The following is a 20,904-nucleotide window of genomic DNA, read 5'->3' as shown; positions in this document are numbered from 1 at the left end:
AAAGCTGAACTAGTGACACCAGTCATGATCAACGGATGAGGGGGGCATGTGGCGACACCGAGTGTCCAAGTGCCTGGAGCTTTCTGTCGGCGAGAAGACAGCCATAGATTGGTTTGGCCGATCAGACTCGTCGACGCTCGCATGCAACAGGAGCCGACGGCTGCGAACCTACAGGAGAAGAAACAGTCCAAGCGGCCCCCTGCCTACGCACCTGCCTCGTCGCGACATCCACCACGAACCCTTGTCCACGCTGAATCGGTCTTCCTCGAGGTGTCATGGAGCGCGCCTGCCTCGACCGAGCAGCCGAGCGAGTGGTCGCAAGAGAAGCTCAAATTGGCCGATGATTTCGCGGCTTCCGTTCGGTCTGATGCGTACCTCGTTGTACATCACGGCACACTGCTGCATGCGTATGGAGATATCAGCAAAACAAGGAAGCAGTTGAGTTCGCAATACGCCCAGTGATGTTATTAACTGTCTGCTCTCGATCGCAGCAGTCGTTCGACGACTCCAGGCTAAACGTCAGCAATCAGCCTGAAGCCGACTCGCCGAGGTCGGTTCTGCAGCGAAAGGAGCCCGTCACTGCAGGCCGACGTACTTACGATAAGCGCCATCAAGCCGCCCTTGAATTCAGCGGGTGGCGCTAGCCCGAGCGGTCGCTATACGAGGTACAGCTGACGCCCGTCCGCGATCGGTTGGATTGGGGCCGCCGTCAGGTTCTGGTCCTTCACATGGCCGACCCCACGGATGGATTGCGGCAGGCGGGCCAGTTCCAGTGCAGTCGCAGCGCATGCGGGAGCGACTCGGCGGTTGTCCTGAAGGCGTAAGGCTGGCACACGCGTGGGTAGCACGCGGCACCGGGGCAATGGCACACGCTCCAGGCGCTGCCTGCTCAGCCGAGGACGCCGTCGAGCAGCGTATCCAGTGCAGCCTGGACCGGTGCACTTCCAACCTTCTCGGGCATGAGAAGACCGTCGATGCTGAGCATGGTGAGACCGTGCACTTGCGCCCAGCAGGCCGCGGCTTGGCCCTGCAAAGGCCGTTTCTTGAAGGCGCCGGTCTCCTGCCCACGGGCTAGCACGTCCAGCAGCACCCCCAGCGCCGACAAGGCACTTTCGCTGATGTGCGCGACCTGGAGGTCACCCGCGTCGCTGCTGAACATCAGGCGGTACAGCGCAGGGTTGCTCAAACCGAAGGCGATGTACGCGCCACCGACTGCCAGGAACTCTTTGCGAGCGGAGCGCGGTCGAGGAACTATCGCCGCTTTCAACTCTTGGCCTAACTGATCGAAGCCGCGCAACGCCAGCTCTAGCAGCAGCGCGGCCTTGTCAGGGAAGTGCTTGTAGGGAGCGGCATGGCTGACGCCTGCCCGGCGCGCCACCTCGCGCAGTGTGAACTGCCAGCCCTTGTCCTCGCGCAGCATCGCTGAGGCGGTTTCAACGATCGCGCGTCGCAGGTCTCCGTGGTGATATGGCCTATCGACGGCATCCAGCTTCGTGTTCAGCGTCTTTGTTGATGGCGGCAAGTGGCGGCATCCCCAGTATTCCCGGGGCTCATGAATGGGCGTGGTCGCATTATACCAAATGTAGACATAGATCACATTGTTTACGCTGACAACATATCCGTGTATAGTCCGCTCATGTTGTCATCGTCTACATGGGAATCAGAAGCAATAGGAACGCTGACCGCTGCGTTTGAAGTCGCGGCGCAGCCGGCCTTCACGTATCCCCTCAGGTCGGCCTGCGCAGCTTCGTGATCTCCAGGTGATTCGACATGCCGTCGTTCCCTTCGCGGGGGCTTGAGTTCCACATTTCCGTCAACCGGAGAACACCAGAATGAAACTGATCGTCGATGGCAAGGACCATGTGGTCGATGTCGAACCAGAGATGCCGCTGTTGTGGGTGCTGCGCGATGAACTCGGCGTCACCGGCCCCAAGTACGGTTGCGGCGTAGGCCAGTGCGGCGCCTGCACCGTGCACGTGGGCGGCGCTGCGGTGCGTTCCTGCTTGATGCCCGCGAGCGCCGTACAAGCGCCGGTGACCACCATCGCAGGGCTTGGACAGCCGGGTGCGCTGCACGCGGTGCAGCAGGCGTGGATCGAGCACCAGGTCGCCCAATGCGGCTACTGCCAGGCCGGCCAGATGATGACGGCCGCGGCATTCCTGGCCAGCGAGCCGAACCCGACAGATGAACAGATCGATCAGGCCATGTCGGGCAACCTGTGTCGCTGTGGCACGTACCCACGCATCCGTCAGGCGGTAAAGACCGCCGCTTCGCATATGAAAGCGGCTTGAACCATGACCAACATTGCACGCATTGCCCGTCGCACTTTCCTGATCGGCGCCGGCGCCGTGGCCGCCGGCCTGGCGGTGGGCACCTTTCTTTACAAGCGCGACCCGGCGAATCCCTTGCTCAAGGGCCTGTCCGACGGCGCGGCCACGCTCAACCCCTATGTGCGCATCGATGCCAGCGGCATCACGCTGACCACGCCGCGCGCCGACAAAGGGCAGGGAGCGTATTCGATCCAGGCGGCGCTTATCGCCGAAGAGCTGGACCTTGCCTGGGGCCAGTTCCAGGTGGACCCCGGGCCGCCATCCGCCGCCTATTACAACGGCGCGCTGGTGGCCGAGGGCTTTCCCATTGCGGCCACCAGCGACAGCTTCATGGCCCGAACAGGGCGCGGTGCGGGCGACGTGATGGGCAAGATGCTGGGCATTCAGGTCACCGGTGGTTCAACCACCGTGCCCGATGCCTTCGACAAGCTGCGCGTAGCCGGGGCCGTGGCGCGGCAGATGCTGCTGGCGGCGGCGGCGCAACAGACCGGGATACCGGTCGCGCAACTCAAGACCGCCGATGGCCACGTGCTCATGCCCGACGGGAAACGCATTCCCTACACCGCGCTGGCCGCCGCCGCGGGCAAGCTCAGCCCGCCCTCGCAGGTGACACTCAAGCCCGCCAGCGAATGGCGGCTGCTGGGCAAGCCCATGCAGCGGCTGGACATCGTCGACAAGTCCACCGGCGCCGCGGTGTACGGCATCGATCTGCGGATGCCGGGCATGGTCTATGCCACGGTGCGAACCAATCCGCGCTGGGACGGCGGCATCAAGCGCTTCGATGCCGGGAAAGCCGAAGCCGCTAAGGGCGTGCTGAAGGTAGTGCCTATCGCAGGCGGCGTGGGCGTGATTGCCGACAACACCTGGCGCGCCTTCCAGGCGGCCAATCTGCTGGAGATCGAATGGGGCGCGGCGCCCTACCCCTTGACATCGGAAGCGATGTTCAAGCAGGCGGCCGCGTCCTTCACGCCCGAACGCCAGGACAGCCGCTTCAAGGACGAAGGCGATGTCGAAACCGTCTTGAAGGCCGCCGATTCCGCAAGCGTTCTGCAGGCCGAATACCGCGTGCCCTACCTGGCCCACGCGCCGCTGGAGCCCATGAATGCCTTGGTGCTGCTCAAGGACGGCCGCCTGGATATCTGGACCGGCACGCAGGTTCCTCTGTTCGTGCTGGCCGGCGCGGCCGCCGTGAGCGGGCTGGCCGAGGACCAGATCCATGTGCACGTGCAGATCATGGGCGGCAGCTTCGGCGCCCGGCTCGAAGAGGAGTACGTGCGCCAGGCGGTTGAATTGGCCAAGGCCCACCAGGGCGTGCCGATCAAGATGACCTGGAGCCGTGAGGAAGACATGACGCACGACTACCCGCGTCCGCTGGCCATTGCCCGCGCACGCGGCATGGCGGCCAAGGGTCAGGTGCAGGCTTACGACCTGGAAATAGCCTCGCAGTCGGTCAACGCCTCGCAGCTTGGGCGGCAGAAGGTGCCCACCCTCGGACCCGACGTGGCCATCGTGGCCGGGGCCTGGGACCAGCCTTTCGCCATCCCCCACTACCGTGTCACCGGCTATCGTGTGCCGGAGATGGTGCCGGTGAGTTCATGGCGAGCGGTAGGCGCGTCGGGCAATGGCTTTCTGCACGAGTGTTTTCTGGACGAGTTGATCCTCGCTGCCGGCGCCGACCCGCTGGCCGAGCGCCTGCGCCTGTGCTCCCACGAACCCTCCAGACGGGTGCTGCAGACGGTGGGCGAGCTGTCCGGCTGGACCACGCCGCTGCCCAAGGGACGCGGCCGCGGGCTGGCCTTCACTCTGTCCTTCGGTGTACCGGTGGCCGAAGTGGTGGAGGTCTCGGCCACGCCAAAGGGCATCCGCATCGACAAGGCATTTGTGGTTGCCGAACTGGGCCAGGTGCTGGACCCAGTGAATGTCGACGCACAGCTGTCGGGCGCGGTGATCTGGGGCCTGGGCCACGCGATCATGGGCGAGTTGACTTATGCGGACGGCGCGGCACAGCAAACCAACTTCCACAACTATCCCAGCATGCGGCTGTACCAGACCCCGCAGATCGTGACCAGGGCCTTGCAGACCACCGGCAACATCAAAGGCATCGGCGAGCCGGGCGTGCCGCCGGCCGCGCCGGCGCTGGCCAACGCCATCTTCGCCGCCACAGGCCAGCGCATCCGCGAGTTACCGCTGCGCAAGCACGTCGATTTCGTTTGACCATGGCAGGAAGATTCATACCCCCTTGCCGTGCTTTCCCGGTGCGCACTGATTGGCGTCTCCATGCAGTTGATGTTCCAGGCCGCGAGCAAGATCAATGAAACGCCCCTCCTTGCCGCTCGCAGGTGCGATGGCTGCATTGCTGTGCAGCGGTCTGCTCTTGGCCTGTTCGACAGTTTTCAATGACTCGGAGCAACCGCCAATGCAGACCTTTGCCAACCCATATGTTCTGACCGAAGACACAGGCGCCCGGGTGTCCGCCACCTACTTCCTGCGCCGCGCCTGGGTGCAGATCACCCGCGATCTCAGCCGCACCGAGGTGCCGCCCACCGTGCCGCTTGACATCGAAGCCATGGCGCAGCGGCCCTTCGCGGTGGCTTGGTTGGGCCACTCAGCGATGCTGATGCGGGTAGGCAGTCTGTGGGTGCTGCTCGACCCCGTGCTCACCGACACGGCTGCTCCTGTGGCCGGCTTCGGGCCAGCGCGGCTGACCTCGCTGCCGTTGCCGCTCGACGGACTGCCGCACATCGACGTGGTGCTGACGTCGCACGACCATTACGACCATCTTGACCTGCCCACGGTGCGACATCTGGCCCGACAACGCGGCGGGCCGCCACGCTTCTTTGTGGGTCGGGGCCTCGAGTCCTGGTTCGAAGACCATGTGCAGGCCCCGGCGCACTCCTTTGACTGGTGGCAAGCGGCGACGGTAGGGGCTGTGACATTCCAGTTTGTACCCGCACAGCACAGCAGCGGGCGAGGACCGCGGAAGCACAACACCACGCTGTGGGGTGGCTGGGTCGTGGAAAACGAGGTCGCGGGCTCACTGAGGCGGTTTTACTTCCCCGGCGACACGGCTTACGTGCAGGCGATGTTCAAGGACATCCGTCAGCGCGTCGGGCCCATTGACTTGGCAGCACTGCCAATCGGCGCCTACCAGCCGCGGGCGCAGATGCGTTTCGAGCACATGGACCCGGACGATGCCGTGCGAGCCCATGAGGACCTGGGCGCCGCACGCTCCTTCGGTGTGCATTGGGGGACCTTCCAGCTTGGCGACGAGGAGCCGTTCGAGCCGGCTCGCGACCTCACGGCGGCGACGAAACGACGCGGTGGCGATGGGTTCGGCCTCATTCCGGTCGGCGCAGTTCTCGACGTGGTTTCTGTCAGCGGTGCGGGCGCCGCTCTGCTTGAACCGTCGGATCTGGTTCCCTCAACCGCCAAGGGCGCCCGGGGCGCGATGGATTCAAAGTAAATGCCTCGATGTTGCTGACGAAGAATGAAACAACTGCGACTTTGAACGCATAAGCTGCGACCCTGGACGAATAAGCCGCAAGCGGTGTATTGTCGAGGGCGCCCGAGCGCACCCCGGTTCGTCGAACAAGGGAGCAATCATGGATCAGCAGCGTCGCCGCGCTTGCACAATGCAGTAGATGAGTGGCAGATTCCAGTGCGAACCGATCGACCGTCCTGAAAACTCTGGCGGGCAGCTATAGGCAACCTCCGACATTCGTCCATCAAATTCGCACGGCCGCAATCAGCCTGAAGCAGTCAGATTCTCTCGGACATGCCTCGCGGTCTCGGCATCGTTTTGCACAATATTTGTTTGCCTAGAGCTGGGTTCCATCTAGAGTGCGGCCATAGGAGGGACCTATGCACGCCGCATGCACAAAGATCGCAATTCATCATCACAAGTCTTCGCCTTTTGTGCGCTCTGTTGCGCGTCTGGTTGCGGTAGCCGCAGGTGTTCTCGCCCTCTCCAGCGCCGCCGTCGCCTTCCAGATCGCCCCCATGGGCTCCGCCTTCGAATCCAAGCTGACCAACGAAAAAGAGGACTCTCTGGCGAAGGTGGCTGAGCGCCTGGGTGTCATCATCAAGGGCCGAGTCCACGAAGAGATCACCCAGATTGGCATGGGCTGCCCGATAGAGTCCGGCGCTCTGGCGCAAGACGTCAGCTGCAGTTCTCGGGATCTGCCGTTTGCTACCCCATATGTCATCTACGGCGTGCGTTGGAACGATCTGCCTCCATTCAAGCTTTCCCCCGACGAAGGCAATTGCACCTACCTGGGCAAGTCGTGCAATGTGTCCCAGACCATCCGGTTCTCGACGCAGCCACTGTGTTGGTACTGCCTCTTCAAGGATGCAGAGAAGAAGGCACAGACCCAGCCGATCGTTGGGTGCAGCAAGACCAAGGGTAGTCTTCACGGCAATGTGATGACCCGCTCGCACTTCGGCGACTTGCAGTTCCTACACGCCATGGCCAGTGAAGAAGGAGTACACCCCGGCGCAACCCGCGCCAAAGTGCTGGACTGGCTGGAGTTCGCCTGGAAGGTGTCATCGCGCGAAATCAGGCCTGACACCTTTCTTCGAGACATCGACAACGCCACCTTGAGAGAGCACTTTGGATGCACACAGTGGCGGGTCTCGGACCTCTACATCCTCGGGCGGCAGGACAAGCTGCTTCCTTACTTGCACCACGTGGCATTCGGCTCGGTGCTCCACACGGTCCAGGACTCGTTCGCCGGAGCCCATGCCTCGCGAGAGAACTCACAGCCAAGTGGCATGTGTCAGGGCACTGACCTTACGCAGCCCAGGCGGATCGTGGAATTCCACACCTATGGCGCTCAAGACGGAAGCCTGCACGACGAACAGGACAGCCGAGAAGCTATGACGCGCGTAAGCGCTGCGGACCGTTGGCCAGATGCGGTGGAGGCCACGCGCAATCTATCGCGCTTCTATGAAGTCCGCGCCCAATGGAGCGAAGTCCAGCCCTACATGCGGTGTCTGTTCGAACTGGCGGACGAGCGCAATGACTCGTCACCAGGAGCGCAGTACCGCCGCCGCTAAGTCTATGGTGGGGCAATCCGGCCCACCATTCATCGTCACTGCGGATGGAGCAATGCCAGCGCCTTGCGCTTGCCCAGTTTGAGCACTTCAGCAATGCGCTCCAGTTGCGCTGCCCGTGGATGAACGTGGCCCGTCTCCCACTTGTAGACAGATATCGAAGAAGCACCCAGCAGCTGAGCCATCTGCTTCTGCGTAATACCGAGTGCTGCGCGTTTGTCGATCAACACCTGAGCATCGAACGGGATCTGCTTTGACTTCTTGGTAGTGACGCCTCCTGTCGCGGCCTTGGCTTTGGGCGCATCTGTTGTTTTGACCTGCCGTTGAGTGGCTTTGAGCTGGGAGGTCAGGGCGTTGACCTCACGCTTGAGTGCGGCGATCTCCGAGCGGTGCCCGGTGATCGCCTTGCGCATGCCCTGAAGTTCAGGTTTGAGCTCCTTGCGCGCCATGCGAACGACTTCAGCGCGAAAGGCATTGGAAAACGTATTCATAGGCCCGATGTTAACTTTGACGCCTTATGGCGCACTTAGGTGGCAGACGCATCGCCGTGTCGGACGCCTTCTTCGGCCCCTCATAAACAAAACCGCCAGAGGCCTGACCCCATGGCGGTTTGCTTCGGTTGCGACGGAAAGTGCGGTACTTACTTCCCAGCCTTGTCCGCCTTGCGCTTGGCCGCCTTTGGATCCACCACAGCCTTGAACTTGGCCCCCGCCACAAACTTCGGCACCGTGCTTGCAGGAATCTTCAGTGCAGCACCGGTCGATGGGTTCTTGCCCGTGCGTGCTGCACGCTTGGCCGACTTGAAGGTCCCAAAACCCACCAGCTGCACGGCATCGCCCTTCTTCACGGCCGTCTGGATGGTGTCGATCAGCGTTTCCAGCACCGCATTGGCTGCTGTCTTGGACAGATCATTCTTGGAAGCCAGGATTTCAACGAGTTCTGCGCGGTTCATGGATGCTCACGTGTAGAGGTTGGAAAGGATGGATTTATAACCCCGCCGCTGACACGGTCCTTGCTGCGACTCAATGCTGCAGTGCACTTCTTGGCAAAAACTCCACGCCTGTGCGTCTCACTAGCTCCTGGTAGCTGATCGGCCGACCCACTGTCTCCCCCTCGCGGTTCTCCTGCCAATGCGCCCAGGCCCTTTGGGTGGTTGCGTCGTACACAAGCTTGTACAGATAGCTCGGCACCTTCACCCCATTGGCCCCAATGCGTGGGCCCGCATCCGTAAACACTGGCCCGGTGATCACAAACACATCCCCCTTGGCCCGCTTCACATAGTGCCGCGTGTCCTGCTCAATCTTGTTCCAGGCGCCCCCGTTGTGCTGGGCGTTCTGCGGAACCATGTTGGCCAAGCTGAAGCTCTGGGCCATGGCCGTTGGCGTGGGCATGTCTCCTGCAGGGGCCATGTGCCCTCGGGAGTAGCCAGAGTTCTTGTAGTCCTCCAGCTCCGCCCGCTCGCCACTGGGCAAGCGCGCATCTGCAAAGAAGCGCTTCGCCCGCTTCTCGTCAGCATCCTCAATGAGCCTGCGGTTCAACCGCTGGGCCACGTACACCGGTGTCTTGGTGGTGCCAGAGTGCAGTACCGCAAACGCTTCATAGCAAAGCTCACGCAACTGCGGCCGGGGCGTGATGACCGGTGGTGTGCCGTTCGCAAAGAACTGCGGACACTGCGCAAAAGAGGTGGGCTCGGGCGTGAGCAGCGCCGCACTGTCAAATTGTGGGGAACGTGCCCAGGAAGGATGGGGGAGAGCAGCGCCAGCAAGAGTCAGTGCCAGCACAGCTGCCAGGCGCACACGACTTGGCCAAGAGAACAAACGATTCACAGAAGAAGACATCGAGTCGAACAAAACGAAGCCCGATTGGAGCACCGTTCATCTCTCACTCCTGGCCCGAATGCTCGGATCCCGCAGGGTTTTACAGCTGCTTGCAGGTGGGGACTGCCCACAAACAGAAAGGGCTCCCCAAAGGGAGCCCGATCTGCCTGCCCGCCCCTGCGGTTCAGTTAACACTCCCCATGGCAGCAGCACCCGCAAATGCAAAGTGCCACCACCATTGGAAGTCCCGCAACTGCTTTAATCCAACTTAAGCAGTTGGTCTCCCAAATACGCAGGCATTCACAAGCCGCCTTGCGGGAACGCCTGCAGGTTCGTCAGTTTTTCTGAAGTCACGCTTGCCCTCGGTTTTGAAGGCTCGCCTACTCCGTAAGCGTTGGTTCGGAAAGCGACAGCTATCGCGGCAACTGGGTGCCAGCGCCCCCTTTTCATCAAGCTTTGCACGCGTTGCCGATATTTCTGTGGATTTGGCGCATTCTCTTCACGCCCTTTGTGTCGCCGAGTGTTGCACCACCAACAGGCAGCAACGATGTTTTGTGCGGAATCGCGCCCTTGATCCTGGCGAGCAGTTAGATGCTCAGCCGTGCAACGAAGGTACTTTTGGAATTTAGGCTTGAGTTCTTTGGGCGTGAACTCAGGCATCGCAGGTTCGATCATTGCCAAACCGCAGTAGAAACAACGGCATTGTTGGATGAGCGCGGACTGGATACGGAGTTTGGCTATCTTGTTCATTTGGCAGCAGGGGTAGTGTTGAAGCTACTCCCGTTGCCGATAGCCGGACAGGTCGGGCGCCGGGGCATCGCACCACTCGGCTATGCGCCAGGTAACCCGGACGCGGCCGGGGTCGCATCAGCCCCGGACAAGCAGTAATTTATATCGCTAAGTTCAGGCAGCGCAAGCACCGGCTGTTGTACGCATGCGTCATGCTGACTCGACAGGTAACTCCACCTGCTGTGCCGGGTCCTTCGCCCGGTGCACAAACAGCTCCAGCAGCGGCACCTTGATCAGCGCCTCGGCCTGCTCCACGGTGCCGTGCAGCCAGGTATCCCAGTCCCCTTTTTCCAGCGGCACCACCGTGCGCTTGTCCTGCATGTCGGGCGGCCGCTTGGGGTCAGGCCTGTGCATTAGGTTCAGCACCGGCACGTCGTCGCAGTTCTGCGTGATCAAGGTGTAGCTGAGCACCATCTCGCCCGTGGCCGGATCGGTCCACTCGCTCCACAGGCCCGCCAGGCCCCAGGGCTCGCCGTCGGCGCGCTCGAACTGCCAGGGGATGTGCTTCTTTGTCCCCCAGTAAGGCTCGACATAAAGCTGCGCCGGGATGATGCAGCGCTGCCCCTTGCGCCAGGGGCCGCCGTAGGTCCATGACTTGGCCATGCCCTCACGCCGGGCGTTGAAGGTGCTCAGTCGCTTGCCGTCCTTACCGGTGGGGATGTGTGTTTTGGAGTTCGGCGGGATCATGCCCCACTGTCCTACCACCAGCTCGCGCCCGGCTTCGCCCTTGGCCCGCAGGAACGGCCCCCGGTACAGCGGGCTCATCTTGTCGCGCCACTCTTCCTCGGGCACGTCACCGAAGTGCAGCACCAGCTGGTCACGGCCCGGGACCTCGTAGTAGGTACACATGGCAACATTCTGGCAGCAGGGAGCTATACTGTAAATATGTACAGTCTTTGGAATTCCCCGCTACCCGTGCCGTACGACACGGCGGCGCAGTCGCTGGCCTTGCCCCTCTGTGGGGTGAGCGTGCGCGCGGGGTTTCCATCGCCAGCTGACGACTTCGTGGTGGAGCGGCTGGACATCATGCAGCTGCTGGTGAAGCACCCCCAGGCCACCTACTTCTGGCGCGTGCGGGGCGACTCGATGAGGGACGCTGGCATTGAGGACGGCAGCATCATCGCGGTGGACCGGGCGATCAAGCCCAAGCACAACAGCATCGTCGTGGCCATTGTGGACGGCGAATGCACCGTGAAGTATCTGCACCAGCGGGCCGGCCGCATCAAGCTGCGCGCGGCCAACCCCACCTACCCCGACATCATCCCCCGTGACAGCCAGACCATTGAGGTGTGGGGTGTGGTGAGCGGGTGCGTGAAGCTGTTTCTCACCTGATCTGATGGACGGAGGCCAGCATGTATGCGCTGGTGGATGGCAACAACTTCTACGTGAGCTGCGAACGGGTATTCCGCCCCAGCCTCAACGGCCGCCCGGTGGTGGTGCTGAGCAACAACGACGGCTGCGCCATCGCCCGCAGCAATGAGGCCAAGGCCCTGGGCATCAAGATGGGGGCGCCGTGGTTCCAGATACGGCACATGGAAGAGACCCACGGGCTGGTTGCCTTGAGTGCCAACTTCACGCTGTACGGCGACATGAGCAATCGGATGATGAGCCTGGCGGCGGGTTTGGGCCCCTCGCAGGAGATCTACAGCATCGATGAGTCGTTTGTCGGCCTGCAGGGGCTACGGGGCGACCTGATCACACGCAGCCACGCCATTCGCGCCCGCATCCACCAGTGGGTGGGCATCCCCTGCGGCATCGGGATTGGCCACACCAAGACGTTGGCGAAGCTGGCCAACCACATTGCCAAGACGGCAGAGCGCAAACCAGGCAGCTACCCCGCCGAGCTGGCCCAGGTGTGCAACCTGACCGCCCTGCCTGCCCAGGACTTGGACGAGGTGTTGGCCAGCACGCTGGTGGAAGAAGTCTGGGGCGTGGGCCGCAAGATCGGCGCGCAGCTGCATCAGTGCGGGGTTCATACTGTTCTGGACCTGGCCCGGCTGGACCCGGCCATGGTGCGCAGGCGCTGGAGTGTGGTGCTGGAGCGCACAGTGCGCGAGCTGCAGGGCATGCAGTGCATCGAGCTGGATGACGCGCCCGAGCCCAAGAGAGAGATTGCCTGCACCCGGTCCTTCGGTCAGGCTGTGACCGAGCTGCAGCCGCTGGTGGAAGCCGTGAGCGAGTTCGCCAGCCGCGCGGCCGAAAAGTTGCGCAAGCAAGGTAGTCTGGCCAGCCAGCTGCTGGTGTTCTGCCACACCTCGCCCTTCCGCCCCGGCCCTCGCTTCAACAAGTCGGTGGTGGTGCCCCTGCGCCGGCCTACGGCCGACACGGGAAAGCTGGTGTGGGCGGCCACAGCTGGCATGCGCCGGATGTACGAGCCTGGCTACAAGATGGCCAAGGCCGGGGTGATGCTGCTGGACCTGGTGCCGGGAAACGTGCTTCAGGGCGAGCTGGATCTGGAGGAAGAAGACCACCGGGACCGCACCCAGCTGATGGTGGCACTGGATGCGCTCAACCAGCGCTATGGCAAGGGCACCGTGCATTCAGGCGCCACGGGTGGCACCAACAAGGGCAAGGATTGGGGGATGAAGCAGGAGAGGCGCACACCGCAGTACACGACGCGGTGGGAGGACGTGCCGGTGGCGAGGGCCTAAGTGTGGGGGTGCTCCCGCTCTCGAGGTTAGCTCTGCAGCGATTGCAGCCTTCCGCCGCTAGCAGACCAATTTCCGCTTAATCCCAGCAACCGGAAGCTCGTGCGACAAGGCCGAGATGAAAGCCGGGTGGAAGAAGACCCATTTGTGAAGTATCAAGTTGCGGTGCCAGAGATCGTCGGCATCGCGCCGTCGCGCATGACGGTGGTCTTGGCTGAGCTTGCGGGATAAGCTGGCGCATGTACAGGGGTTGGCTCCCTACAAGCTGCGCGAGGGCTGCGCATAGATTGCAGCAAATGCCCCTCCGGTCTAGGTGATTTGTTTTGATGAATCGCAATATCTTAGTGCTGCATGCGCGCATGCTCCGAGGCCATCTCCGTCAATGGGGGACCGCCATGGACACTTCGGCCAGCAATGCGCATCATGAGCCTTGGAATAAGGGCAAGATCGTCGGGCAAATGGCCCCCTTCAAGATCAAGGAAATCTGGGCTCTGCGTGTGCGACTTCAGATGGAGCGACGCCTTCGCGAGCTGGCGCTCTTCAACTTAGGCATCGACAGCAAACTTCGTGGATGTGATCTTGTTGCACTGAAGGTTCGCGACGTGTCACATGGCGATCAATTGGCATCACGGGCGACGATTTTGCAAAGTAAAACCAAGCGCCCTGTCCAGTTCGAGATTACCGCAGTGACTCGGGACGCCCTATCAGCATGGATCAAGCAGGCTGCGCTGAGATCTGATGACTACCTATTCCCCAGCAGACTGCACGGATCGCCCCACCTGGGAACCCGACAGTACGCTAAGATTTTTAGACATTGGGTCGATGAACTTGGGCTTGATCGCTCAGAGTATGGAACTCATTCGATGCGCAGGAACAAGGCGACTTTGATCTATCGACGCACAAAGAACCTGCGCGCGGTGCAACTGCTGCTTGGTCACTCCAAGCTGGAATCAACGGTGCGGTATCTCGGCATAGAAGTAGACGATGCACTTGAAATCTCAGAAAAACGGAGATTTGACCCGGGATATTTATAAATCCACGCCTCACTCTGTCGTCGGATTGGAGGCGTCGGTTGGTGCGCTGTGAAGTCTGTTGGGAGTGTTTCTCTGGAGTCAAAGCGGACGTTAGCGCTGCGGGAACGCATAGCTGCTTGCAGTCTGAAGACGACAAGTCAAACCTACGGTTTTGGCACCGAGCTTGCCAAAGTCAGGACTTTCATACCGAGCGCGCTGGAATCGGTCACCGCTCAACAAAAATGATGTGTGGCCTGTTTTGAGGTCACAAATGTCATTCAGCGAAAAATCGATCCCGTCATTCCATCTCATGGGCTGGATTGCCAGGCTGGAACTGCCGCCTTCAGCGTACCGCAACAGCTGCCGCCTCATAGATATCGATCTGCGGTGACTCCTGACACAAGCTTGCCATTGACTGTGCGAACGTGCGCGATGCTTCCACGCGGAAATGGGCTTGCAGTGCGGCCATGTTTTCCCAGCGCTCCACAAACACGAAGCGTAGCGGCTGCTGCACATCGCGGCTCACCTCGTGGGACATGCACCCTGGCTCTGCCCGGGAGCGCAGGACATGCTCCACGGCCAGCTGCTCAACGGCCTCTTGTGTGTCTGGGCGTGCAATCACATGGCCTGTGACGATGATCATGGTGCTGCTTTCTATGTGTTCGTGGTTGGATAGGAATGAACTGATGGTCTCAGGCGCTAACGCGCGCTCGCACCGCCGTCGATGGGGATGATGGCTCCGGTCATGTAGCTCGATGCCGGCGAAGCCAGCAGCAGCGCCAGCCCTTGGATCTCGTGCGGCTGGGCGATGCGGCCCAGCGGGATGTAGGTGCGCATACGCTCGGCGCTCTCCGGCAGACGCAAGCGGCCTCCGTTGATGCCGGTGGCAAAAGGGCCGGGGGCGATGGCGTTGACCAGAATGTTGAACGGCGCCAGCTCGATGGCCGCCTGGCGCACCACGTTGTTCACCGCAGCCTTGGAGGCCACGTATGCGTAGCCGGAATGTGCCTCCGACCTCAGCCCGGCAATGGACGATGTCACGATGATCCTCCCTTGTCGGCGGGGCTTCATATGGCGACTGGCGGCGCGCAGCGTGGTCAGCACGCCCGTCAGGTTCACCTGAAGTACCTTTTCCCATGCTGCCGGGTCCACATTTTCCAGGCGCCCTTGTTCGGCCAGGAAACCGCGTCCAGCGCTCATGCCCGCATTGGCAAACACGCAGTCGATGGGCCCTGCGGCCGCGATGACGTCGAGGTGGCGGTCCACCTCGGCGCCGTCGCTGACGTCGATCACTCGCTGCTGCACCTTTGTGTACGTCTTGCGCAGGCGCTGCACTTCGGCGTCCAGCGCTGGCGCATCGCTGTCGGACAGCACGACTTCCGCACCCGCCTCCAGCAGGGCTTCTGCAATGGCCAGCCCGAGACCGCTGGCAGCGCCCGTCACCAGCGCTCGCTGGCCGGTCAGATCAAACAAGGATGGCAACGAGGCCATGGTGGCGGTGCTGTGCATCAACGAGTTCCTTGCAGCGGAATGAGGTGGTCCCAGCGCTCGGTGGCTTCGATCATGTAGTGCACGCTCAAGGTGACGCGTTGAAAGAACCACTGGCCTTCCAGGCGGATGTACTCGTCGTCAAAGCGGCCCACCACGTAAAAGCTCTTGCCGTCCTTCACAGGTCGGCCGTCCAGGTAGCTGGAACCTGTGCCTCGGTCGCCCTGCACCTGTACGACATGGCTGTGGATGAACTGCCGGGCCGTTTGCACCGGAAACGATGCGAAGAACGCACGGATGTTGTCGCGGCCCCGCACTTCGGGGCGCCCGCCGTAGGCCACATACGCATCGGGGGCAAACAGTTCGTAGAGTCGGTTGCCCGCATCCTCATTCACCAATTCGTGGTAGCGTGCACGCAGCGCGCGGATGGCTTCGATGCTCTCCATGCGTTCAACGCGTTCTGTGAGCACCGTCACATGGTTGTGCAAGGCGGCAAGGTCGGCGGATGGGTGGGCTGCGGTCACTGAAGACTCTCCTGGTGAATGTGGTGGAAATCGCCCATGATTTTTTGGGTGCGGTCCCACACGGACGCACCCGTGTGGGCATGGGGAATGACATGGAAGCGGCGCGCATGAATCGCGTCGACCGCAGCGCGTGCAACATCCTCGGCAGTGATGGCTGAAGCGGCCATGCCGGCACGCACGCGCTCTCCATAGGCGGCAGCCGTGGGGCCCACCTCTGGCAATGCGGCTGGTCGGTTGCGTTGTGACTGGTCAATGTGCGTGGCCACCAGGGAGGGGCACAAGACGGACACGCCGATGGGCGAATCCACCTGCTCCAGATCCTTGGCCAGGCATTCCGAGAAAGCGACGACTGCGTGCTTGCTGGCGCAGTACACGGCGGAACCTGCGATGGTGGCGAGGCCAGCAGCCGATGAGGTGTTGATGATGTGGGCCGGCTTGCCCCGGGCCTGCATGCGCGGCAAAAAGCTGCGCACGCCATGCACCACCCCCATCAGGTTCACGCCCAGCACCCACCTCCAGTCGTCGTCCGTGGCATCCCAGGCGGTCCCGAGCACTGCCACACCGGCGTTGTTGAAGAGCCAATCCACACCGCCCCAATGGCCCCAGCTGGCTTCGGCCAGTCGCTCCACGTCTGCGGCGTTGGACACGTCGCAGCGCTGCACCATGCACGCGGCGCCTGCCGCCTCTACCAGCGCCTGCGTTTGCGCCAGGGCTTTGGCCTCGATGTCGGCCGCCACCACCGCCATGCCTTCGCGGGCGCATGCCAGCGCTAGCGCGCGGCCAATGCCGCTGCCCGCACCCGTGACCACGGCCACTTGGGGCGCCGGCATCAGAGGCTCGCTCCGGACTTGCGGATTACCTCGCCCCATTTGGCGGCCTCGGCCGCCACGAAGGGTGCGAACTGCTCGTGTGGCATGCCCATCTTGACGCTCGACACTGCGTCCAGCGACGCCGTGACCTCGGGCGAGTTCAGTGCCTGGCCTACCGCGTCGGACAAGCGCTTGACGATGGGCGCTGGCGTGTTAGCTGGTGCAAAGACCCCGCCCCAGTTCATGGCCACCACGCTCGGTATTCCGGCCTCGGCCATGGTCGGCACGTTGGGTAGCACGGCCAGGCGGCTGGTGCTGGTGACGGCCAGTGCTGTGATTTTCCCGTCCCGGATCTGCGCCCGGGAGGTCTGCACGTAGTCGAACATCACATCCAGGTTCCCGGCAATCACATCGACCATGGCCGCCGTGCTGGACTTGTAGGGGATGTGGTTGAAACGCGCACCGGTCTGGGTTTGCAGCAGTTCCAGGCACAGGTGCGCCGACGTGCCGTTGCCGCCAGACCCGAAGTTGAGCTTCCCAGGGGTCTGCTTGCCAAATGCAATCACATCCGCCACGGTGCTGAACTTCATGCCGAGGTTGGAGACCAGGACATTCGCGTTCCCCGTCAGCCCGTGTATGGCCACAAAGTCCTTGACCGGGTCGTAGCGGATGTTCTTGAAGAGCGCCGTGTTGGTGCCCTGCGTGCCTTGCGTGCCGATCAGCAGGGTGTAGCCGTCGGGCGCCGCTCGGGACACGAACTCGGCACCGATGGAGCCGCTCACCCCCACCCGGTTATCGATGACGATGGGCTGGCCCAAGTTGTCGCTCAGCACGCGTGCGATCAGGCGGGCTTGGACATCCACCACGCTGCCTGCGGAGAAAGGAACGACGAGGGTGATCGGGCGCTGCGGATAAGCGCTCTGTGCAAATACCGAGGGCGAGAGTGCCAGAGCCCCCATGGATGCCGAGAAATGGCGGCGATTCATCATGGTCTTGTCTCCTTGTTGTGTGTTCGGTCGTGCTGCATGAGAACGCAGCACGGTTAGCACCTGAGCGGCGCAGAGGCGGTTTGACCGACCACCCCGTCCTGCATCAAACCATCGCGAAACCGCCGGATGCGCCGATGGTCTGCCCCGTGATGAACAGCGCGCGGTCCGACGCCAGGAACGCCACGATGCCCGACACGTCGCCCGGACGGGACAGGCGACCCACGCCTTTGGAGATGGGATATGCATTGAGCATCTTGCCCAGCAGCTCGTTGTTCTCTACCGTGGCGTGGATGTTCAACGGACCGTCCTTGATGCCCTCATGGGACACGGCGCCCAGAGCGATGGAGTTGACGGTGACCGCATGGCGGCCGTGCTCCCGTGCAAGGGCCTTGGCGAAACCGGCAATCGCAGCCTTGGCCCCCGAATACACCGCCATGTTGGCCTCGCCGATACGGCCCGCTTCCGAGATGATGTTGATGATGCGACCCGTCTTACTTTGCACCATGCCCGGCAACACGGCGCGGCAGCAGTGCATGGTGCCGTAGACATTCAGGTTCACGATCTTGGCCCAGTCGACCACGGGGGTGTCCACGAAGGCGGGTGTGCGGCCCCCTTTTTCGCGGCGCTCAGGGATGATGCCCGCGTTGTTGACCAGCACCGTGATGGGTGCGCCGAAATGCTCGGCGGCATTGGCCACCATGGCATCGACCGCCTCCTGTTGGGTAATGTCCGCCGGTGCGACATAAGCTTGCCCGCCTGCGGCGTTGATCTCATCCGCCACCGCTTGGGCGCGTTCGGCAAACAGGTCGTTCACCACCACGCGCGCACCTTCGGCGGCGAGTTCGATGCAAATCTGCCGGCCTACACCTTGCCCACCGCCAGTGACGAGCGCGACCTGTCCGTTCAATCCGAGTTCCATGGGATACCTTTCGTGTGTGTTGTCTGATGAAGTCGCCAGTGCGGTAAGGCCCTAGCGTCCTTTGAATTGGGGTTCGCGTTTCTCGACAAAGGCGCGCATGCCCTCGATGCGGTCTTCGCTGTCCACGATCATTGCGGCCGCATAGCGCTCGTATTCCAGGCCCGAGTCCAGGTCGGTCTGCATGCCTCGGTTGATGGCACGTTTGGCAAAACGGACCGCCAGCGGCGGGTGCTGCGCAATGCGCTGGCTCAGTTCCAGTGCAGCTGTCATCAACTCGGCTTGCGGCACCACACGGCTGACGAGGCCGTAGCGCAGTGCCGTTTCCGCGTCCACCAAGTCGGCTGTCAGGATCAGCTCTTTGGCCCGAGCTTCACCCACCAGCCGTGGCAGTCGCTGTGTGCCACCGGCTGCTGGAATGACGCCCAGCTTGATTTCGGGCAGGCCGAAGCGCGCGTGGGAGGCCGCGATGCGCAGGTCACAGCACAAGGCAATCTCCAGCCCGCCGCCCAGGGCCACACCGTTGATGGCCGCAATCACGGGCTTCTCGAACTCTTCGATGTTGCGGAACAGTTCGTGGGTTGCTTTCTGCCGCACGAAATACTCCGTGCCGCGCACCACGTCGGTAGCGCGCTCCTTGATGTCAGCGCCCGCGCAGAATGCCTTGTCGCCGCTGCCGGTGATCAGAACCGCGCGCACCTGTTCGTCGTTGCGCGCCAGCTCGAAGAAGGCGCGCGCCAGGTCCGGCTTCATGGTGCTGCCCAGCGTGTTCATGCGGTCGGGCCGGTTGAGGGTGATCACGGCCACGCGGTCGCGCACCTCATAGAGCAATGTGCCCAGGTCCTGGATATCAGAGGTAGTCATTGGCTTGCTTTCAAAAAGAGATCTGAAGTGCCGTCACGCCGATGCCGACAGCACATGGGCGACGGACACAGAACCCAGACCGATCATGTGGGCCATGCCCCACCGCGCGTTGGGGTGCTGCCGGCCTTCGGCTTCACCCCGCAGCTGGCGGGTGATTTCCGCCAACTGGCCGATACCCGTAGGGCCGAGCGGGTGGCCCATGCCGATGAGGCCGCCCGACGCGTTGATGGCGCAGCGGCCGCCAATGTGCGAATCGCCACGCGCCAGATAGTGGGCGCCTTCGCCGGGATCGCACACACCAATCGCTTCGCTGTACAGCAACTCCTCCACCGAGAAGGCGTCATGCAGTTCCAGCAGGTCTAGCTCTTTGGGGGCGATGCCCGCTTGTTCAAAAGCAGCCTGTGCGCTGGTGCGGACCAGCTCTACAGCGCTGTCGCCGTAGTGCGTTTCGGGCCGTTCACTGCCTGCGACCGACGCCTTGACACGCACGCAGCGCCGGGCATCCAGTCCCAATTTTCGGATCGCGTTGCCAGAGACCACCATCACCGCAGCAGCGCCTTCGCCGCGCGGGCAGCATTGCTGCACCGTGAGGTCGCCCACCACGCGCGGCGATGCGAGCACCTGCTCCAGCGTGCGGGGTTTGCGGAACTGCGCGAACGGGTTGCGCGCTGCATTGCCGTGGTTCTTTACGGCCACGTTGGCCATTTCTTCGACGGATGCGCCGCGCTCGCGCAGATAGGTGCGCGCCATCATCGCGAACTTGGCCGCCGGGATGGTGGCGGTTTCGCTCAGTCTCTCCAGACCGTCCTTGTTGGCCGCACGGCGCCCATCGCCATGTTTGTCCACTCCGACTGCCAGCACCACATCACTCATGCCGGTGGCCACTTCCATGCACGCCTGGCGGAATGCGAAGGAGCCAGAGGCCGATGCGTTTTCCACCTGCGTCACCGCCAGACCCGTTGACCCCAGGTGGCGCAGCATGACGCGGCCGGCTGCCATCCCAATGGAAGTGGTGCCCACGTACGCGCTTTGTACGCGGTCCCATGCCAGTCCCGAGTCAGCCAGCGCAGCGCGCACGGCCGTTAGGCCCAGTTCGGTGTAGGGCGTTTCGGTAGGGAACTGGTACGGGTGCAGACCGATACCGGCGATGAACACACCGCCGTTAGCATCGAGCCAGTTGCCCGAAGTGGATTGTTGGACATTGCTCATTGCGCGGCTCCTTCATTCACGGGCACAAAGCGGCAGGCGTAAACACCTTCTTCGGGCTTCATTTCGGCGATGGCACGAACCGTCATGCCGTGTCTCAGCGCCGTTTCGTCTCCCACAGCCATCACACCTTCTTCGACGATGCCGGGCGCGATGCGAATGTCCCCGGCGATGCTGGGTGCTGCCATTCCATGCAGCAGTGGCACGTGCAATGTCACGAATTCCAGCAGCTCTCCACCGCCTGGGCGGGTGACGCGTTGTGCTTCACTCAGCGGGCTTCCGCAGTGCATGCACCCCGGCGCGTTGGCCGGAAAGCTCAGCCCCCCGCAAGCGCCGCACTGCGCAAAGAAGAAGTTGAGTGAGTGGCCGTCTTCAGCCAGCTCATAGAGAGTCGGCTGCAACGGCTTCAAGGAAGTCTTTGAATCGGTCATAGGAAGAAGGGAGGGAAAAAGAAAGCTG

At 62.5% G+C, this 20,904-nt stretch carries 22 protein-coding genes; 7 read left to right on the top strand and 15 right to left on the bottom strand.

Annotated elements, in window-relative coordinates:
• Window positions 1-889: 889 nt before the first annotated feature.
• Complete coding sequence (locus ASE52_RS19045) at window positions 890-1,597, bottom strand: TetR/AcrR family transcriptional regulator (RefSeq protein WP_241777053.1); 708 nt, start codon at window positions 1,595-1,597, stop codon at window positions 890-892.
• A gap of 235 nt (window positions 1,598-1,832) precedes the next feature.
• Here ASE52_RS19045 and ASE52_RS19040 point away from each other — a divergent pair, with 235 nt between their 5' ends.
• From ASE52_RS19040 to ASE52_RS19025, 4 genes are all read left to right on the top strand, one after another.
• Window positions 1,833-2,291 carry a (2Fe-2S)-binding protein gene (locus tag ASE52_RS19040; RefSeq protein WP_057228333.1) on the top strand — a complete coding sequence of 153 codons (459 nt, stop codon included), beginning with the start codon at window positions 1,833-1,835 and terminating at the stop codon, window positions 2,289-2,291.
• Between the two features lie 3 nt (window positions 2,292-2,294).
• Window positions 2,295-4,544 carry a molybdopterin cofactor-binding domain-containing protein gene (locus tag ASE52_RS19035; RefSeq protein WP_057228332.1) on the top strand — a complete coding sequence of 750 codons (2,250 nt, stop codon included), beginning with the start codon at window positions 2,295-2,297 and terminating at the stop codon, window positions 4,542-4,544.
• A gap of 97 nt (window positions 4,545-4,641) precedes the next feature.
• Window positions 4,642-5,793 carry an MBL fold metallo-hydrolase gene (locus ASE52_RS19030; protein ID WP_082606939.1) on the top strand — a complete coding sequence of 384 codons (1,152 nt, stop codon included), beginning with the start codon at window positions 4,642-4,644 and terminating at the stop codon, window positions 5,791-5,793.
• 398 nt (window positions 5,794-6,191) lie between these two features.
• A complete protein-coding gene (locus ASE52_RS19025) occupies window positions 6,192-7,385 on the top strand; it encodes a hypothetical protein (protein ID WP_235509293.1) in 1,194 nt (397 codons plus the stop codon).
• A gap of 35 nt (window positions 7,386-7,420) precedes the next feature.
• Here the strand turns inward: ASE52_RS19025 and ASE52_RS19020 are convergent, their stop codons facing one another.
• The 5 genes from ASE52_RS19020 to ASE52_RS19005 form a co-directional block, all read right to left on the bottom strand.
• Window positions 7,421-7,873, bottom strand: coding sequence for a helix-turn-helix transcriptional regulator (locus tag ASE52_RS19020; protein ID WP_056057358.1), 453 nt, complete (start codon window positions 7,871-7,873; stop codon window positions 7,421-7,423).
• A gap of 149 nt (window positions 7,874-8,022) precedes the next feature.
• Window positions 8,023-8,334 carry an HU family DNA-binding protein gene (locus ASE52_RS19015; RefSeq protein WP_056057356.1) on the bottom strand — a complete coding sequence of 104 codons (312 nt, stop codon included), beginning with the start codon at window positions 8,332-8,334 and terminating at the stop codon, window positions 8,023-8,025.
• 70 nt (window positions 8,335-8,404) lie between these two features.
• Entirely contained in the window at window positions 8,405-9,178 is a 774-nt protein-coding gene (locus ASE52_RS19010) for a DNA/RNA non-specific endonuclease (RefSeq protein WP_235509292.1), read from the bottom strand.
• Window positions 9,179-9,499: 321 nt separating this feature from the next.
• Window positions 9,500-9,949: an HNH endonuclease gene (locus ASE52_RS25300; protein WP_082606938.1), complete on the bottom strand. Its 450-nt coding sequence runs from the start codon at window positions 9,947-9,949 to the stop codon at window positions 9,500-9,502.
• Window positions 9,950-10,138: 189 nt separating this feature from the next.
• Complete coding sequence (locus ASE52_RS19005; RefSeq protein WP_057228327.1) at window positions 10,139-10,837, bottom strand: SOS response-associated peptidase family protein; 699 nt, start codon at window positions 10,835-10,837, stop codon at window positions 10,139-10,141.
• 36 nt (window positions 10,838-10,873) lie between these two features.
• Here ASE52_RS19005 and umuD point away from each other — a divergent pair, with 36 nt between their 5' ends.
• The 3 genes from umuD (at window position 10,874) to ASE52_RS18990 (ending at window position 13,670) form a co-directional block, all read left to right on the top strand.
• Window positions 10,874-11,320 carry a translesion error-prone DNA polymerase V autoproteolytic subunit gene (umuD, locus tag ASE52_RS19000; protein ID WP_057228325.1) on the top strand — a complete coding sequence of 149 codons (447 nt, stop codon included), beginning with the start codon at window positions 10,874-10,876 and terminating at the stop codon, window positions 11,318-11,320.
• Window positions 11,321-11,340: 20 nt separating this feature from the next.
• On the top strand, window positions 11,341-12,639 hold the full coding sequence (locus ASE52_RS18995; protein ID WP_057228323.1) for a Y-family DNA polymerase: 1,299 nt from the start codon (window positions 11,341-11,343) through the stop codon (window positions 12,637-12,639).
• Window positions 12,640-13,031: 392 nt separating this feature from the next.
• Window positions 13,032-13,670 carry a tyrosine-type recombinase/integrase gene (locus ASE52_RS18990; RefSeq protein ID WP_057228592.1) on the top strand — a complete coding sequence of 213 codons (639 nt, stop codon included), beginning with the start codon at window positions 13,032-13,034 and terminating at the stop codon, window positions 13,668-13,670.
• Between the two features lie 322 nt (window positions 13,671-13,992).
• Here ASE52_RS18990 and ASE52_RS18985 read toward each other — a convergent pair whose 3' ends face one another.
• From ASE52_RS18985 to ASE52_RS18945, 9 genes are all read right to left on the bottom strand, one after another.
• Window positions 13,993-14,292 carry a putative quinol monooxygenase gene (locus ASE52_RS18985; RefSeq protein WP_057228321.1) on the bottom strand — a complete coding sequence of 100 codons (300 nt, stop codon included), beginning with the start codon at window positions 14,290-14,292 and terminating at the stop codon, window positions 13,993-13,995.
• A gap of 56 nt (window positions 14,293-14,348) precedes the next feature.
• On the bottom strand, window positions 14,349-15,158 hold the full coding sequence (locus tag ASE52_RS18980; protein ID WP_082606937.1) for an SDR family NAD(P)-dependent oxidoreductase: 810 nt from the start codon (window positions 15,156-15,158) through the stop codon (window positions 14,349-14,351).
• Window positions 15,158-15,661: a nuclear transport factor 2 family protein gene (locus tag ASE52_RS18975; protein ID WP_057228319.1), complete on the bottom strand. Its 504-nt coding sequence runs from the start codon at window positions 15,659-15,661 to the stop codon at window positions 15,158-15,160. Before ASE52_RS18975 ends, ASE52_RS18980 begins: the two co-directional genes overlap by 1 nt.
• Entirely contained in the window at window positions 15,658-16,491 is an 834-nt protein-coding gene (locus ASE52_RS18970) for an SDR family NAD(P)-dependent oxidoreductase (RefSeq protein WP_057228317.1), read from the bottom strand. Before ASE52_RS18970 ends, ASE52_RS18975 begins: the two co-directional genes overlap by 4 nt.
• On the bottom strand, window positions 16,491-17,459 hold the full coding sequence (locus ASE52_RS18965; protein WP_057228315.1) for a tripartite tricarboxylate transporter substrate binding protein: 969 nt from the start codon (window positions 17,457-17,459) through the stop codon (window positions 16,491-16,493). The genes ASE52_RS18970 and ASE52_RS18965 overlap by 1 nt, the downstream gene beginning before the upstream one ends.
• Window positions 17,460-17,562: 103 nt before the next feature.
• Window positions 17,563-18,378, bottom strand: a complete 816-nt coding sequence (locus ASE52_RS18960; protein WP_057228313.1) for an SDR family NAD(P)-dependent oxidoreductase — start codon at window positions 18,376-18,378, stop codon at window positions 17,563-17,565.
• A 51-nt stretch (window positions 18,379-18,429) separates the two neighbouring features.
• The gene (locus ASE52_RS18955; RefSeq protein WP_057228311.1) at window positions 18,430-19,239 is read right to left on the bottom strand and encodes an enoyl-CoA hydratase-related protein; all 810 of its coding nucleotides are present in this window, start codon (window positions 19,237-19,239) and stop codon (window positions 18,430-18,432) included.
• A 33-nt stretch (window positions 19,240-19,272) separates the two neighbouring features.
• Window positions 19,273-20,448 (bottom strand): thiolase family protein, encoded by a 1,176-nt coding sequence (locus ASE52_RS18950; RefSeq protein WP_057228309.1) that lies wholly within the window; start codon window positions 20,446-20,448, stop codon window positions 19,273-19,275.
• On the bottom strand, window positions 20,445-20,876 hold the full coding sequence (locus tag ASE52_RS18945; RefSeq protein ID WP_057228307.1) for a zinc ribbon domain-containing protein: 432 nt from the start codon (window positions 20,874-20,876) through the stop codon (window positions 20,445-20,447). Before ASE52_RS18945 ends, ASE52_RS18950 begins: the two co-directional genes overlap by 4 nt.
• Between the last annotated feature and the right edge of the window lie 28 nt (window positions 20,877-20,904).

This window comes from Acidovorax sp. Root275, assembly GCF_001428965.1.
Taxonomy (GTDB): domain Bacteria; phylum Pseudomonadota; class Gammaproteobacteria; order Burkholderiales; family Burkholderiaceae_C; genus Acidovorax; species Acidovorax radicis.
The sequence above is the reverse complement of the archived record's forward strand: the minus strand, read 5'-3'. Positions and strand labels throughout refer to the sequence as shown.

Coding starts and splice junctions, on each gene's coding strand:
- ASE52_RS19040 (WP_057228333.1), top strand. CDS start 1,833: ATGAAACTGATCGTCGATGGCAAGGACCATGTGGTCGATGTCGAACCA.
- ASE52_RS19035 (WP_057228332.1), top strand. CDS start 2,295: ATGACCAACATTGCACGCATTGCCCGTCGCACTTTCCTGATCGGCGCC.
- ASE52_RS19030 (WP_082606939.1), top strand. CDS start 4,642: ATGAAACGCCCCTCCTTGCCGCTCGCAGGTGCGATGGCTGCATTGCTG.
- ASE52_RS19025 (WP_235509293.1), top strand. CDS start 6,192: ATGCACGCCGCATGCACAAAGATCGCAATTCATCATCACAAGTCTTCG.
- ASE52_RS19020 (WP_056057358.1), bottom strand. CDS start 7,873: ATGAATACGTTTTCCAATGCCTTTCGCGCTGAAGTCGTTCGCATGGCG.
- ASE52_RS19015 (WP_056057356.1), bottom strand. CDS start 8,334: ATGAACCGCGCAGAACTCGTTGAAATCCTGGCTTCCAAGAATGATCTG.
- ASE52_RS25300 (WP_082606938.1), bottom strand. CDS start 9,949: ATGAACAAGATAGCCAAACTCCGTATCCAGTCCGCGCTCATCCAACAA.
- ASE52_RS19005 (WP_057228327.1), bottom strand. CDS start 10,837: ATGTGTACCTACTACGAGGTCCCGGGCCGTGACCAGCTGGTGCTGCAC.
- umuD (WP_057228325.1), top strand. CDS start 10,874: ATGTACAGTCTTTGGAATTCCCCGCTACCCGTGCCGTACGACACGGCG.
- ASE52_RS18995 (WP_057228323.1), top strand. CDS start 11,341: ATGTATGCGCTGGTGGATGGCAACAACTTCTACGTGAGCTGCGAACGG.
- ASE52_RS18990 (WP_057228592.1), top strand. CDS start 13,032: ATGGACACTTCGGCCAGCAATGCGCATCATGAGCCTTGGAATAAGGGC.
- ASE52_RS18985 (WP_057228321.1), bottom strand. CDS start 14,292: ATGATCATCGTCACAGGCCATGTGATTGCACGCCCAGACACACAAGAG.
- ASE52_RS18980 (WP_082606937.1), bottom strand. CDS start 15,158: ATGCACAGCACCGCCACCATGGCCTCGTTGCCATCCTTGTTTGATCTG.
- ASE52_RS18970 (WP_057228317.1), bottom strand. CDS start 16,491: ATGCCGGCGCCCCAAGTGGCCGTGGTCACGGGTGCGGGCAGCGGCATT.
- ASE52_RS18965 (WP_057228315.1), bottom strand. CDS start 17,459: ATGATGAATCGCCGCCATTTCTCGGCATCCATGGGGGCTCTGGCACTC.
- ASE52_RS18960 (WP_057228313.1), bottom strand. CDS start 18,378: ATGGAACTCGGATTGAACGGACAGGTCGCGCTCGTCACTGGCGGTGGG.
- ASE52_RS18955 (WP_057228311.1), bottom strand. CDS start 19,239: ATGACTACCTCTGATATCCAGGACCTGGGCACATTGCTCTATGAGGTG.
- ASE52_RS18950 (WP_057228309.1), bottom strand. CDS start 20,448: ATGAGCAATGTCCAACAATCCACTTCGGGCAACTGGCTCGATGCTAAC.
- ASE52_RS18945 (WP_057228307.1), bottom strand. CDS start 20,876: ATGACCGATTCAAAGACTTCCTTGAAGCCGTTGCAGCCGACTCTCTAT.